The organism is Hymenobacter yonginensis (assembly GCF_027625995.1).
Classification (GTDB): Bacteria; Bacteroidota; Bacteroidia; order Cytophagales; family Hymenobacteraceae; genus Hymenobacter; species Hymenobacter yonginensis.
Window position 1 is genome coordinate 3,357,196 of the sequence record NZ_CP115396.1, and the last position, 13,378, is coordinate 3,370,573.

Genomic DNA, 13,378 nt, shown 5'->3' on the forward strand with positions numbered 1-13,378 from the left:
GGCTCCCCCTCTCTTTTGGAGAGGGGGCCGGGGGGTGAGGTCCGGCACAGGCTAAAACCTATGCTACACTAACCTTCGGCTTTTTATACAGCGGCACGGTGCTGCACGGCTCGCCATACATCACGCTGCTCACCACGGGCAGCAGCTTCTGCATGATGGCCACGTAGGCGTAGGTTGGCACGGGCCTCTCGCCGCAGCCCTTCACCACCACTTTAGCGTCGCGGTAGTCTTCGGCATTGATGGCGGCAATGGCTTCCTGAAACAACTCCTGCTCCAGCGCCTCCAGGCTGCCGAACACGTAGCGGTGGGCGTGGCCCTGCAGCTTGCTGGCCAGCAGCATGTAGGCCCAGGTGGGCACAATGGCATCGGCCGAGCAGATGATGGCTACGTTCTTGCCGTCGTACTGGCTCCAGTCGTGAGTTTTCACGAACTCGCGCAAATCCTTTTCGCGCAGCATCAGGCCGTGAAACAGGTTGTCCTTGATGTCGTACACGACCCGCTCGCCGGGGTGCAGCAGTTCCTCCAGGTTCAGCGACGTGAGGGCGCTGCTGGCGACGCGGTTGACGAATAACGGTTCCATGAGAAAGGCAGGATAAACAAGCGAAACAAAACTTCAAACAAAGCAACAACCGCAAAAAGTTGTTGACCGGTCAGACTCCTCACCATGAAAACAAAAATCTGCGCCCATTGTCAGACCGAGGCGACCACACTATACCGCATCCAAACGCCAGCCGAAGGCAAAAGCTGGATTTTCGTCTGCGAAAGCTGCTGCCTGAAGGCCAAACCACTGCCCGGCTACCGCTACGGCGGCACCTAGCAGGGCTACCGGCACTAGCGCCGGTGCAGCTCAGCTTTTCGGGGTAGTGGTGTACACCTCCTTCAGGTAAAACGGCTCGTAGTACGCCACGTCGCGGAACTCCTGCCGGGCGTAGGCTTCCACCGCCAGCGCACCCACAGCCACGGCCGAAGGCTCGATGCCGGTCAGAAACGCCACGTTCGGGTTTCCTGCCGCAAGTGTCTGGAATTTGGCCGCGCCGTTTCCGAAGCATAACACGCGGTGGTGGGTGGTTTGTTCGGCTAACGAGGTTTCATCGAGGATGAGCGGCGTGGGGGCCAGCACTTCGGCCCCATCAGGGCGATAGAGGGCAGTGTAGACTTCCATGCGGCGCGCGTCCAGCATGGGGCACAGCAGCAGGTCTTCGGTGGGTACGGTGGCAGCGGCTATCTGCCGGGCCAGCGCCGCCAGGGTGCTCACGGCCAGCAGCGGAATATCAAGCGCGTAGCACAGCCCCTTAGCGGCAGCAGCCCCAATCCGCAGCCCCGTGTAGGAGCCCGGCCCGTCGCTCACGGCTACGGCCGCCACGTCGGCCAGGGTGTGCAGCATGTTTTCCAGCAGCTGGCTGATGAGCACGCTCAGGTGCGAGGAGTGCGACTTTTCCAGCCGCAGCTCCGACTGCCCTACTAGCCGGCCATCGTCCAGCCGGTGCAAAGCCACAGAACAAACAGCGGAGGACGTTTCGAGGGAAAGGATGAGGCTAGGCATGGGGCAAAGATTATTCAGCCACAAAGTTCGGGTTACGACTGATATAATCTTCTATTATCTCTTCCAATGTGAAGTCGTGCTCGTCTTTATCGAATTCCTCAATGAATGTGCTCAACTCCGCAGTGGTGAACACCGGGCTGATTAACACCTCATAAATGTCCGCCGCAAGTAATTCTTCCAGAATTTGCCTATAGCTGCCTGTCAGTTCCTCCATACATTGATCGGGCCCCTCGTCGCAACTCCACAACTCATAGCAAGTGACAGTTCGGGCCTCCAGAGAAGTCAGAAACCACTCTTGTGCCTGCTGATTTTCTGACCACGAAGTAGTATGGTCACGAAAGCGCCACATGAAGCCGTTTCGGAAATCAGAGACATCCACGAGTTTCTCCTGAAACAACGGTACTCCCCATTTTTCACGCCACGTCTCAAACAACTCTTCGGCTACACTCCCGCCGATCTGCTGCCGAATAAACTCTGCGCGGCTTTTTGCGACCTCTGAAGCCATGGCTTCCAGGCGCTCAGCTAAGACTAATCCCTTATCTGATGATACTGTCAGATGAGTTAAGTGTTCATCGTATTGAATAGCTTCCGCAATAATAGGTTGGCTACTCAATAGTGATTCAAAGTACTGTTGTCTGTCTTCCATTTACTTTAGGTCATAAAAAAAGCAGGCCCGAAGAACCTGCTTTTTCAATTTTCAATTAATCTCTACTTCGCCGTGCCGGCCCCTTTGGTGGCGCTGGCGGCGCGGCCGTTGGGGCGGAGCAGAGCGGCGTAGCGGTTGGGGTCGTTGAGCACGCTCATGGCCATCAGGATGTTGGGGTCGTCGTCGAAAGTGGCTTCAATCTGGCCCTTCTGGAAGTAATAGCGCGACACGATTTCCTGCTCCAGCAAGTCCTTGATTTCCGGCTTGAAGCGGGTTAGGTCATTGCCTTTGTTGGTGCTCACCTTGCGGCGCATGGCCTCCAACTCGGTTTTCACGTCGTCGTAGTGCTTCTCCTCCTTCACCTTTTTGGTGAGGTCGTTGATGGCCTTTTCGGCGTCGGTGCTGTAGCTGATGTCCTTGCCCTTGAGGTAGTCCGTGAACTTGGCGTAGTCGGCATCCGAGAGCTTGAACTGCCGGGCCGGCGCAATGGTGGCGTGCTCGGCGCGGTAGCGGGTGGCGTAGTCGAAGAGGTAGCTCTTCTGCAGCAGCACCCGCGTGATGTCGGCAATTTCGCGGTCCTGCACTTCCACGTCGGGCGCCACGCCGCCGCCGTCGTACACGGTGCGGCCGGCCTGCGTTTTGAAGGCCGTGCGCAGCGAGTCGGGCACCTTGCCCAGCGTGCCATCGTCGGCGCGGTGCGCGTAGTCGATTTCCTGGATGCAGCGGCCGCTCGGGATGTAGTATTTGGCCGTCGTCACCTTCAGCTGCGAGTTGTAGCTCAGCGGCCGGGTGGCCTGCACGAGGCCCTTACCGAACGTCCGCTCCCCTACCACCACGGCGCGGTCGTAGTCCTGCAGCACGCCCGACACGATTTCCGAAGCCGACGCCGACCGGCTGCTGGTGATGATAACCACCGGAATCTGGGTGTCCAGCGGCATATCCAGCGCCTTGTATGTCTTGTTCCAATCGGAAACCTTGCCCTTGGTGCTTACGATGTCCAACCCCTTGTCCACGAACAGATTGGAGATGTTCACCGACTCGTTGAGCAATCCGCCGGGATTGTCGCGGATATCGAACACGATTTTCTTGGCGCCTTGCTCCTTGAGCTTGGTGAGGGCCATGCGCACTTCCTTGCCGGCATCCACTGTGAAGCCCGACAGTTGGAAATAGCCGATATCGTTGGTGAGCATGCCGTAGTACGGCACGTTGTCCACCTGAATCTTGTCGCGCGTGATGTTGATTTCCACCGGCGCATCCTGGCCGTAGCGTGTCACCATCAGTTTCACCAGCGAGTTGGCCTGCCCCTTCAGCAGCTTGCTGATGTCGGAGTTGTTCTTCTTCTCAACATTGACGCCGTTGATAGTCAGAATCTCGTCGCCGGGCAGCAAACCGGCTTTCTGCGCCGGGTAGCCTTCGTAGGCGGCCTGCACAATGGTTTTGCCGTTGCGCTTCACTACTACCGCCCCAATACCGCCATACTGGCCGGTAGTCAGGGTCCGGAAGTCCTCGATGTCATCCTCGGGGATGTAGTTGGTATAGGGGTCCAGCGACTTCAGCATGGCGTCGATGCCCGTCTTCACCAGCTTGGCCGGCGGCACCTCATCCACATAATAGGTATTCACCTCCTTGAACAGAGTGGCGAAAATGTCGAGGTTCTTGGCGATTTCGAAGTACCGTTCGTTGTCGGAGCGGAAGGAAACCAACAGCGCGGCCCCGCTCAGGAGGGCACCGGCCACAATAGACTTGTTGCGCATAGACAGGGGAAGGAGCAGAAAAACAACCCTACACAGCAGACGCCTGCGCGCCGTGCGGGGTTGCGTCAGTCAGCAAACGCTCCAGCCCTGAAATTAATTTTTTTTCCACCAGCGCGAAAGGCTTTTTTTCCTTCCCGGTGTAGATAATGGCCAGCAGCCCGACGCCGTGGCCGCCCGCAGCCTCCGTGAGGCGGTGCTTATTGAGCCGATACGCCTCGCGCATGAGGCGCTTGAGGTAGTTGCGGTCGACGGCGCGCTTGAAGCTGCGCTTGCTCACGCTCACCAGCACCTGCGGGGGCGTAGCGGTATGCGTTTCGGCGGGCCGCCACACCAGCCGCAGGGGGTATAAACCAAAAGAAGAACCCTGTGCGAAAAGCTCATCAATGAGTTTTTTTCGGCACAGGTGTTCTTCTTTCGAAAACGAATAGGAGCGCTCCTCCGGCAACGGGTGCGGGGTAAGGAGCTCAGCCACAGCAGTTGGCAGCAGCCTAGCGCTTGTGACGGCCTTCGTCGGATACGGTCAGGCGCTTGCGGCCTTTGGCACGGCGGCGGGCCAGCACGCTGCGGCCGTTAGCGGATTCCATGCGGGTGCGGAACCCGTGCTTGTTGCGGCGCTTACGCTGCGAGGGCTGAAAAGTACGTTTCATGGTATGTCTGGTGACTCAATTACAGGTAGGGCCGGCAAAGGTAAGCGGTTGAGTTGGAAACAACAAAGCCTCGGCCGCCTTTTTCCGCAGCCGGCTGCCGGCATCTGCCCGCCGTTCAGAGCCTTGACGTGTCCTGAAGGCTGGTTTTCAGGGCCGAAAACCCTGTTATTTATCCGCTTATTTCGGCCGGATAGCCCTACCTTTGTAATGGGTTTTCAGCCCTTTCCGCCCCGCGCACCCATGATTCACTACTCCGTCTCGTTTGAGAACCCGCTGACCTTTTATGTGCAGCTGCACATGACGTTTGAGGTACCCACCGACGGCCCCGCTACGGTGGAGCTACAGCTGCCGGCGTGGCGCCCGGGCCGCTACGAGCTGCAGAATTTCGCCCAGAAAATTCAGCAAGTGGAGGTTTCCGACGCGGCCAGCCACGAGCTGCTGCCCACGCGCAAGCTCACCAAAGACCGGTGGGAAGTGCGCGAGGCAGCCGGCCGCACCGTGCGGGTGAGCTACAACTTCTACGCCCACCAGATGGATGCCGGCGGCTCCTGGCTCGACGAAAGCCAGCTGTACATGAACCCCGTGCAGGGCTTCATGTACGTGGAAGGCCGCCAGCACGAGCCCTGCCAGGTGCAGCTGCACCTGCCCGAGAACTGGCAGCTGGCCTGTGGCCTCCCGCAAAGCGGCCCCAACGTGCTGCAGGCCCAGAACTTCGACCACCTCGCCGACTCGCCCTTTATTGCCAGCCCCACGCTGCAATACCGCAACTACGAGGTGCAGGGCCTCCCCTTCTACATCTGGATTCAGGGCGAGTGCCCCGTGGACTGGCAGCGGCTGGTGGCCGATTTCCGGGCCTTCAGCCAGGAGCAGCTGGCCCTGTTCGGCGCGTTTCCGGCCCAGGACTACCACTTCCTCAACCAGATTCTGCCCTACAAGCACTACCACGGCGTCGAGCACCTCAACTCTACCGTTATTACGCTGGGCCCGGCCGAGCTGCTGATGACCGAAGGGCTGTACAAGGAGCTGCTGGGCGTGAGCTGCCACGAGCTGTTCCACGCCTGGAACATCAAGAGCATCCGGCCGGCTGAGATGCAGCCCTACGACTACAGCAAGGAAAACTACTTCCGCACCTGCTTCATTGCCGAGGGCGTCACGACGTACTACGGCGAGTACCTGCTAGCCCGGGCCCATGTGCGCACCGCCGAGCAATATTTCGCGGAGCTGAACACGGTGCTGCGCAAGCACTACGACGATTACGGCCGCTACCACCTCTCCCTGGCCGACGCCAGCATGGACCTGTGGCTGGACGGCTACAAGCCCGGCATTCCGGACCGCAAGGTGTCGGTGTACCACAAGGGCGCGCTGGTGGCGCTGCTGCTCGACCTCACGCTACGCCGCCTCTCCCAGCACCAGCGCAGCCTCGACGACGTGATGCGCCGCCTCTACGAGGAATTTGGCAAAACCGGCATCGGCTACACCGAAGACGACTACGTGCGCATCGTGACGGACGTGGCCGGGCGCGACATGACGGCCTATTTCGACAAGTTCATCTACGGTACGGCCCCGCTGGAAGAGCCGCTCGACAAGGCCCTGGCCTTTGTGGGCTGCACGCTGCGCATCACCGAGAATATGTCGGCTTCTGAGGGCCTGTTTGGCTTCCGGACCGTGACCCGCAATGAGCGTACCGAAGTGACGGACATCCTGCCCGGCTCGCCGGCAGCGGCGGCTTTCACCGTCGATGATGAGCTGGTGGCCGTGGATGGGCGCCGCGTGGACATGAACCTGCAGAGCCTGCTTTCCGCCGACAGCGAACATCCGTACGAGGTTAGCGTATTCCGCCAAAACCGCCTGCTCACGGTGCCGCTGGCGGCCCGCAGTGGGGAGCGGTTCTGGCAGAAAATTACCATTGAAAAGCTGCCGGCCGCCACGGCGGAGCAACAGGCCAGCTTCCGCAGCTGGCTGAAACAGGATTTCTAGCACTTCAGGCTCACGGGTCAGTCGGGCAGCCTGCGTTGGTTTCCTGCTGACACCTTTTCTGCTTGCCGTATCACGTAACGCCAAGATCTATTTCCTAAGTACCGGGCACCCAGCCCTGAAGCGCCCTATGCACCCACAACTAAGCTCTAATTCCTGACTCATGTTCCGGCTTCGCGCACTAGTAGTGGTTTTGCCGCTGGCAGTGCTTGTATTGAGTTGTTCTTTTCGTGGCCCGGCCGAGCGCGCCCAGCCCGGCGTGTCCGTGACGGCGCCCGTGGCGCGGCTGCCCCGCCCTATTCCGCCGCGCATCTACCGCCTCGGCCACCTCGACACGCTGGTGCAGGTGCCGGGCCGGGTGCTGCCCATCCATCAGGCGTCGCGGGGCACCTACGAGCGGCTGCCGCAGCCCATCCGGCTGCCCGTGCCGCCCGCTTCGGCGGAGGAAGAAGAAGCCTTCGACTTTGAGGCAGAGGAGCGCAACCGCCTGCGCACGGCCGGCAAGAGTGTGCGCCGCTTGGGCAAGGTGCTGTGGCTCTACCCCACCGCAGCCAAAGCGGTTCAGCTGCGCAACAACCCCGCCGACAACCCCGACACCAACATCAGCTACGAGTATCTGGCCACACTGCCCGCCATCCGGCAGTGGCTGGTGGCCGTGCACCTCTATGAGGGTGGCTACTCCATGCTGGTCGACCAGCGCACCGGCCGCCGCACGCGCGTCTGGAGCGCCCCGGCCGTGGCCCCGGACGGCCGCCATTTCGTGTGCGGCAACTCCGACGTGCTGGCCCGCTACGAGCCCAGCGGCCTGCAGCTGTGGTCGGTGGACGGCAGCACGCTGCGCCTGCTGTGGGAGCGCCAGACCGAATGGGGCTGTACTCAACCGCGCTGGCTCGACAACAAGACCATCCTGTTCGAGCAGGACTTCTTCGACAACGGCGACGTGGACACCCGCGTGGTGCGCCTGACGGTAGTGCCGTAGACTGGAAATCAGCAATAAAAAGTGAGAGGTGAGACTTTCGTTCTGCCGGCCCGATTGGGTTTCAGAACGAAAATCTCACCTCTCACTTTTTTATTGCTGCTTACTACAAGCCTAGTCACCCTGGCGGCCGGGGCCTTTGCCGCCGCCGTCTACCGACATGGGCTTGTTGCCCTGTGGGTTGCTGCGGATGTTGTTCACGCCTGCGCCGGCCGAGTTGCCGTCGGTGGTGTTGCCGTGGGCCGATACGTCGGTGGTGTTGGGGCTTTGCACCTGCGTGCTTTTCTTCTTGGTATTGGCAGCCGGGTTGACGGACGTTTTATCGTTGGTCAGGTCGGTTTCTTTTTTGCTCATGCTCATGGCCGTGGGGGTTACGGGTGGATGAATACTCCTTCTACCCTGCCGCTGACCGTGGGGTTGCGCAAAATTCGGGCACGAAAAAGCCTCAGCCGATAAGGGCTGAGGCTTTTAGCTAGTAGAAGGTCATTCCGAGCAGCGCGAGGAATCTCGCTAGTATGGTATAACTACTACTCTGACGAGATTCCTCGCGCTGCTCGGAATGACCTTCTACTCTACGAAGCCACCGTGGCGGCCGGGGCTACGGCTACCAGGTCGGCGAACTGCTGCTCGCGGGCTTCGATTTCTTCCTGCGTGAGGTGCAGCAGCCGCTCGGTGCCGAACTTCTCCACGCAGAACGAGGCCATGGCCGAACCGTGAATCACAGCACGCTTCATGTTCTCGAAGCTGATGTCGTCGGTGGCAGCGAGGTGGCCGATGAAGCCGCCCGCGAAGGTGTCGCCAGCGCCGGTTGGGTCGAATACTTCTTCCAGCGGCAGCGCCGGAGCGAAGAAGATCTGCTTCTTATCGAAGAGCAGCGCGCCGTGCTCGCCTTTCTTGATGATGAGGTATTTGGGGCCCATTTCCAGAATAATCTTGGCGGCCTTCACCAGCGAGTGCTGGCCGGACAGCTGACGGGCTTCCTCGTCGTTGATGCTGAGCACATCCACCATTTCGATGGTTGTTTTCAGCTCGTCCAGCGCAATGTCCATCCAAAAGTTCATCGTGTCCATCACGATGAGCTTGGGCCGATTCACAAGGCGCTGAATCACGAGGCGCTGAATCTGGGGCGTGAGGTTGCCCAGCATCAGATATTTGCAGTCCTGGTAGGAATCGGGCAGGATGGGGTCGAAATCGGCCAATACATTCAGCTCCGTCACCAGCGTTTCGCGCGAGTTCAGGTCGTTGGCGTACTTGCCCGACCAGAAGAACGACTTCTCGCCCTGCTTGATCTGCAGGCCGGTGGTGTCGGCGCCGTGCTGCTGGAGCAGGTCGATGTCGGATTGCGGGAAGTCGTCGCCGACTACGGCCACCAGCTTCACCGGCTTCACGGAGTAGCTCGCCGACAGCGAAATGTAGGTAGCCGCGCCACCAATGATTTTGTCGGTTTTGCCAAAAGGCGTTTCCAGGGCGTCGAACGCCACCGTACCGATTACGACCAGACTCATATTCAGAGAGGAAAAAAGTGATTCATACAAGAGACTTCTGCCTTGCAACGCCGCAAATATCCAAATCCTTCCGCACTACCGCCGAATTTATTGCACCTGCGGCCGCCTGCCCACCCGGCGTAACTACCTGATTAGACAAAGAAAAAGCCTCTGACGCAATGTCAGAGGCTTTTGCAGTGGGTAAATAATGGGGCTCGAACCCACGACCTTCGGAATCACAATCCGACGCTCTAACCAGCTGAGCTATATCTACCGTGTTTGTTTTGGAGCAACAAAAGTAGTGCACGAAAGTGCATTTGCAAACTTTGATGGTAGTTTTTTTCTGGATGGCACGATAACCTGCTGTCATCCTGAGCAGAGCGAAGGACCTAATTACGACTGAGCACGCGGTTGTCAGACCTATTATTCGGGCGTGATAAGGTCCTTCGCAGGCTCAGGATGACCGTGGATTATCGGTTCACGGAAAAACGCCGCCTATATTCCCCGTACCTTTGCGGCTTGCAACACCCTTTTGACATGTCCGATACGCCGCAGGTGCCCGCCTTTTCCGATTTCAAGCTCAACAAGCAGCTACTCACGGCCGTAGCCGAGGCGGGCTTCACGGAGCCCACGCCTGTGCAGGCGCAAACCATTCCGCTGCTGCTCGCCGGCCACGATATCCTGGGCATTGCCCAGACCGGCACCGGCAAAACCGCCGCCTTCGGCTTGCCGCTGCTGATGAAGGTAAAATACGCCCAGGGCACTCACCCGCGGGCCCTGGTGCTGGCCCCCACCCGCGAGCTGGCCATGCAGCTGGAAACTCACCTCAAGAAGCTGGCCGTCTACACCGACCTGCGCATTTTCGCCATCTACGGCGGCCTGGGCCCGAAAACCCAGATTGAAACCATTGCCGCCGGCGTCGATATTCTGATTGCCACGCCGGGCCGTCTGCTGGAGCTCTACCTCAAAGGCGACCTAGTGCTGAAGGAGCTGAAAACGCTGGTGCTGGATGAGGCCGACAAGATGATGGACATGGGCTTCATGCCCCAGATCCGGCGCATTCTGGAAGTTATTCCCACCAAGCGGCAGAACGTGCTGTTCTCGGCCACCATGCCCGAGAAGGTGTCGGTGCTGAGCGAGGAGTTTCTGGAGTTTCCGGTGCGCGTGGAGGTGACGCCCGCCGCCACCTCGGCCCAGACCGTGACGCAGGAGCTCTACGAAGTGCCCAACCTGCTCACCAAAATAAACCTGCTGGAGTACCTGTTTCTGGACTGGGACACCTTCCACCGCGTGATGATTTTCACGCGCACCAAAGAGCACGCCGACAACGTGGCCAGCTTCCTGGCGCGCAAGGCGCACGGCGAGGTGCGCGCCATCCACGGCAACAAGGGCCAGAACATGCGCATCAACGCCATGGAGGCCTTCAAGGCCGGTGACATCCGCTTTCTGGTAGCCACCGACGTAGCCGCCCGCGGCATCGACGTGCCGCTGGTAAGCCATGTCATCAACTTCGACGTGCCGCTGATTTACGACGACTACGTGCACCGCATCGGGCGGACGGGCCGGGCGCAGCACACGGGCGCGGCCATCACCTTCGCCAACGAGGCCGAAATGCACCACATGCAGAAGATTGCCGAGCTGATCCGCCAGGAAATTCCGCTGGTGCCGCTGCCGCCCGAAGTGGAGGTGATGCCCACCATGTTTGAGGAGCAACAGGACATGGACCGCGAAAAAGATGAGCGCCGCAAGCGCGAAGACCCCGAGTTCAAGGGAGCCTTCCACGAGCGCAAAGAGTGGATCAAGCCCGGCGTCACGATTGACAAGCGCACCGGCCGCCCCTTCGTGGCTGGCCCCAACCGCAGCACTAAAGGCAGCAAGTTCAACTCCACCAAAGGCAGCGACTCGCGCCCCGGCAAAAAGGCCGTGAAAGCCGCCCGCGCCAAAGCCCGCACCAAGCGCAAGTAAATACTGCCGTTGCGAGAACGGAGCAGCGCTTCTTTCTCGCTTAGCACTCACTTCCCCATCAGAAAGCCCTCCGACATTAGGTACAACCTAGTGCCGGAGGGCTTTCTGCTTAAAGTCGTGGCGCGCTTGATGCGCGGAATGCCGGCAAGGCTAGCCTAGCGGTAATGGTCGAAGATGGGCAGGTGGCTGAACTTGACAGCCAGCAGCGTGAAGGCCGCGCCCCACAGCACCGCGCTCCAGAACATGTGCAGCATGATGCGCAGGCGCGGCACATGCAGCTGCGTGGCAATGACGGTGCCCCCGATGGGGCTGAACAGAATGGGCGTGAGAAAAGCAATGCCCGCCATGCCAAACCGCCGAAAGATGCCCACAATGCGGCGGCTCTTGCGGCTGAACAGCGGTTTGCCCTTGGCCTCGCGCCGCCGCCGTTGGTGCAGCGCCCACATCTTGCCCACACTGGAAATCAGTACCACCGTCGTCATCATGCCCGCCACCGACAGCAGCCAGATGAGCAGCACCGGCAGCCCGGCCGCAATGCCGGCCACCGGGGCCGCCACAAACTTGACCATGCCCAGCAGGAAAACGGAAGCGTATTTAAGCAATTGAGGCAGCACGGCAGCAAGGAACACAAGCAGGAAGCGAATCCTAAAAATACGACGAACTTCGGGAAGAGGTGCGTTATCATTTAAGGAAGAAACGCTGGAATGCGTTCCGTATGGCTGGGCAAGAAGTTACAGCTTGCTGCCGTACGACAGGTCGCCGGCGTCGCCGAGGCCGGGCACGATGTAGGCCTGTTCGTTGAGCTTTTCGTCGATGGCGGCCACCCAGAGGGTGGCTTCCGGAATTTCGCGCGTCACGTAGGCTACGCCGTCGGGCGAGGCAATGACGGCGGCAATGTGCACCTGGCGCGGCGTGCCGAAACGCAGCATGGCCCGGTAGGTCTGCACCAGGCTCTTGCCCGAGGCCAGCATCGGGTCCACCAGAATCAGCACCCGCTCATCGAGGCTAGGAGCCGACAGGTAATCGACCTGCACCTGCACCTGCGAAGTGCCCTCGATGCGGTAGGCGGCCGCGAAGGCGCTCGGCGACTGGTCGAAGTAGTTGAGGAAGCCCTGGTGAAACGGCAGGCCGGCGCGCAGCACCGTGGCCAGCACCGGGAAGTCGTGCAGCTGCAGGCTTTTGGCTTCGGCCAGCGGCGTTTTCACGGTTTTCTCCACGTAGCTGAGCTGGGAGCTGATGCGGTAGGCAATGATTTCGCCGAGGCGCTGCAGGTTGCGGCGGAACCGCAGCGAGTCGCGCTGCACGTCTACGTCGCGCAGCTCGGCCAGAAAGTGGTTGGCGATGGACGGCTCGGCGCACACTACGTGCACCCGAGGGTTGTCGGCGGCGGCGGCATCGGCCGGGAGAGAGGTCAGCGCATCCATTGCAGGTACCAGGGGCGTTGGGAGGTGAAGGAAAGGGCCGCGTAGGGAACGGGCGTGGCCCCGAAATTGGCGAAAAAACGGGCAATGGACGGTATCATGCCGCCCTCGAAGTCGAGCACCAGCCCAGGCGTGCCGGCGTGCTGCTGAATCACGTAGTCGAGCAGCAGCAGCGGGGCGCCGGCTTTGCGGCCGGCCGGCGAGGCCGCCGCAAACAGGTACACCAGCTGCGTGCGGTAGCGCACAAACAGGGCCGCCGCCAGCAGCTCGCCGGTTTCGGGGTGGCGCACCTGCAGCGGCAGGGCCTGGCCTAGTGGCTGCAGAAAGGCATACAGAGCTTGTAGCTGCCGGTAGTGTTTGGGCTTGAGGCCGGCCGCCTCGCCGCTGTGCTGCCGGAACAGGGTCAACACTTCGCGGATATCGGACAGCGGCGCCACCATCAGCGGCGCGGCTAGCTGGCTGTTAAGGCGCAGGCGGCGGCGGTAGTCGGCGGCGTAGCCGGCCAGCAGCGTGGCATAGCTCGGGGCCAGCGGCAGATGGTAGGTAAGCCGCTCGGTGAGCTGGAAGCCGGGTGGCGCGGCGGCCAGCTGCTGGCCAGTGTGCAGCTGCAGGTAGCCCTGGGCGTAGTGCCCGGGCAGCAGCGGCAGGTAGTCAAGCAGCTCGCGGTGGCGGCTGGCGGCGGTGGTTAGTAGGCCCAGCTGCTGGGTGAAGGTCGGCTGGTAGAGGGTGCGGCCCCAGGGACGGCGCTGCACGGGCAGCGGCAGCACGCTCAGGTAGTCGCCGGCGGGGCCGGTTTCCACTACGGCATCCCAGCGGCCGGCGGTGGCCGCTAGCCAGCCGCTTTGCGCGTAGGGCACCGGCGGCGTGGCCCGGGCCACGCAGGCATCCCAGGCAGAAAGGTCGAGTTGAGGATGGCGGAGCAGCAGCAGGGGCACGCGCCAAAGGTACACGCGCCGGGCTTTGGCCCG

The 13,378-nt window shown here is 60.9% G+C and carries 15 protein-coding genes and 1 tRNA gene; 4 read left to right on the forward strand and 12 right to left on the reverse strand.

Going from position 1 to position 13,378, the window contains the following annotated elements; genetic code table 11:
• Window positions 1-58: 58 nt before the first annotated feature.
• The gene (locus tag O9Z63_RS14515) at window positions 59-580 is read right to left on the reverse strand and encodes a DUF2480 family protein (RefSeq protein WP_270125974.1); all 522 of its coding nucleotides are present in this window, start codon (window positions 578-580) and stop codon (window positions 59-61) included.
• 84 nt (window positions 581-664) lie between these two features.
• On the opposite strand from O9Z63_RS14515, the gene O9Z63_RS14520 reads away from it, so the two are divergent.
• Entirely contained in the window at window positions 665-817 is a 153-nt protein-coding gene (locus O9Z63_RS14520; protein ID WP_270125975.1) for a hypothetical protein, read from the forward strand.
• Window positions 818-847: 30 nt separating this feature from the next.
• On the opposite strand, the gene tsaB is transcribed toward O9Z63_RS14520, so the two are convergent.
• From tsaB to rpmH, 5 genes are all read right to left on the reverse strand, one after another.
• Window positions 848-1,543: a tRNA (adenosine(37)-N6)-threonylcarbamoyltransferase complex dimerization subunit type 1 TsaB gene (gene tsaB, locus O9Z63_RS14525; RefSeq protein ID WP_270125976.1), complete on the reverse strand. Its 696-nt coding sequence runs from the start codon at window positions 1,541-1,543 to the stop codon at window positions 848-850.
• Between the two features lie 10 nt (window positions 1,544-1,553).
• Complete coding sequence (locus O9Z63_RS14530; RefSeq protein ID WP_270125978.1) at window positions 1,554-2,189, reverse strand: hypothetical protein; 636 nt, start codon at window positions 2,187-2,189, stop codon at window positions 1,554-1,556.
• Window positions 2,190-2,251: 62 nt separating this feature from the next.
• On the reverse strand, window positions 2,252-3,943 hold the full coding sequence (locus O9Z63_RS14535) for a S41 family peptidase (RefSeq protein WP_052381434.1): 1,692 nt from the start codon (window positions 3,941-3,943) through the stop codon (window positions 2,252-2,254).
• A 28-nt stretch (window positions 3,944-3,971) separates the two neighbouring features.
• Window positions 3,972-4,415 carry a ribonuclease P protein component gene (gene rnpA / locus O9Z63_RS14540; protein ID WP_270125979.1) on the reverse strand — a complete coding sequence of 148 codons (444 nt, stop codon included), beginning with the start codon at window positions 4,413-4,415 and terminating at the stop codon, window positions 3,972-3,974.
• Between the two features lie 16 nt (window positions 4,416-4,431).
• Window positions 4,432-4,590 carry a 50S ribosomal protein L34 gene (gene rpmH, locus O9Z63_RS14545; RefSeq protein WP_044015888.1) on the reverse strand — a complete coding sequence of 53 codons (159 nt, stop codon included), beginning with the start codon at window positions 4,588-4,590 and terminating at the stop codon, window positions 4,432-4,434.
• Window positions 4,591-4,830: 240 nt separating this feature from the next.
• Here rpmH and O9Z63_RS14550 point away from each other — a divergent pair, with 240 nt between their 5' ends.
• A complete protein-coding gene (locus O9Z63_RS14550) occupies window positions 4,831-6,567 on the forward strand; it encodes a M61 family metallopeptidase (protein WP_270125981.1) in 1,737 nt (578 codons plus the stop codon).
• A gap of 211 nt (window positions 6,568-6,778) precedes the next feature.
• Window positions 6,779-7,543, forward strand: coding sequence for a TolB-like translocation protein (locus tag O9Z63_RS14555; RefSeq protein ID WP_270125982.1), 765 nt, complete (start codon window positions 6,779-6,781; stop codon window positions 7,541-7,543).
• Between the two features lie 111 nt (window positions 7,544-7,654).
• On the opposite strand, the gene O9Z63_RS14560 is transcribed toward O9Z63_RS14555, so the two are convergent.
• The 3 genes from O9Z63_RS14560 to O9Z63_RS14570 all read right to left on the reverse strand — a co-directional run bounded on the left by O9Z63_RS14560 (window position 7,655) and on the right by O9Z63_RS14570 (window position 9,298).
• A complete protein-coding gene (locus O9Z63_RS14560; RefSeq protein ID WP_270125984.1) occupies window positions 7,655-7,894 on the reverse strand; it encodes a hypothetical protein in 240 nt (79 codons plus the stop codon).
• A 218-nt stretch (window positions 7,895-8,112) separates the two neighbouring features.
• Window positions 8,113-9,045, reverse strand: coding sequence for a PfkB family carbohydrate kinase (locus O9Z63_RS14565; protein ID WP_044015880.1), 933 nt, complete (start codon window positions 9,043-9,045; stop codon window positions 8,113-8,115).
• A 179-nt stretch (window positions 9,046-9,224) separates the two neighbouring features.
• Window positions 9,225-9,298 (reverse strand) — tRNA-His (locus O9Z63_RS14570).
• 263 nt (window positions 9,299-9,561) lie between these two features.
• Between O9Z63_RS14570 and O9Z63_RS14575 the strand changes: the two genes are divergently transcribed.
• Window positions 9,562-10,989: a DEAD/DEAH box helicase gene (locus O9Z63_RS14575; protein WP_044015878.1), complete on the forward strand. Its 1,428-nt coding sequence runs from the start codon at window positions 9,562-9,564 to the stop codon at window positions 10,987-10,989.
• Window positions 10,990-11,144: 155 nt separating this feature from the next.
• On the opposite strand, the gene O9Z63_RS14580 is transcribed toward O9Z63_RS14575, so the two are convergent.
• The 3 genes from O9Z63_RS14580 to O9Z63_RS14590 all read right to left on the reverse strand — a co-directional run bounded on the left by O9Z63_RS14580 (window position 11,145) and on the right by O9Z63_RS14590 (window position 13,345).
• Window positions 11,145-11,603: a hypothetical protein gene (locus tag O9Z63_RS14580; RefSeq protein ID WP_270125986.1), complete on the reverse strand. Its 459-nt coding sequence runs from the start codon at window positions 11,601-11,603 to the stop codon at window positions 11,145-11,147.
• A 117-nt stretch (window positions 11,604-11,720) separates the two neighbouring features.
• Window positions 11,721-12,413 (reverse strand): uracil phosphoribosyltransferase, encoded by a 693-nt coding sequence (gene upp / locus O9Z63_RS14585; protein ID WP_270125988.1) that lies wholly within the window; start codon window positions 12,411-12,413, stop codon window positions 11,721-11,723.
• Window positions 12,401-13,345: a GNAT family N-acetyltransferase gene (locus tag O9Z63_RS14590; protein WP_270125990.1), complete on the reverse strand. Its 945-nt coding sequence runs from the start codon at window positions 13,343-13,345 to the stop codon at window positions 12,401-12,403. Before O9Z63_RS14590 ends, upp begins: the two co-directional genes overlap by 13 nt.
• Window positions 13,346-13,378 lie beyond the last annotated feature (33 nt).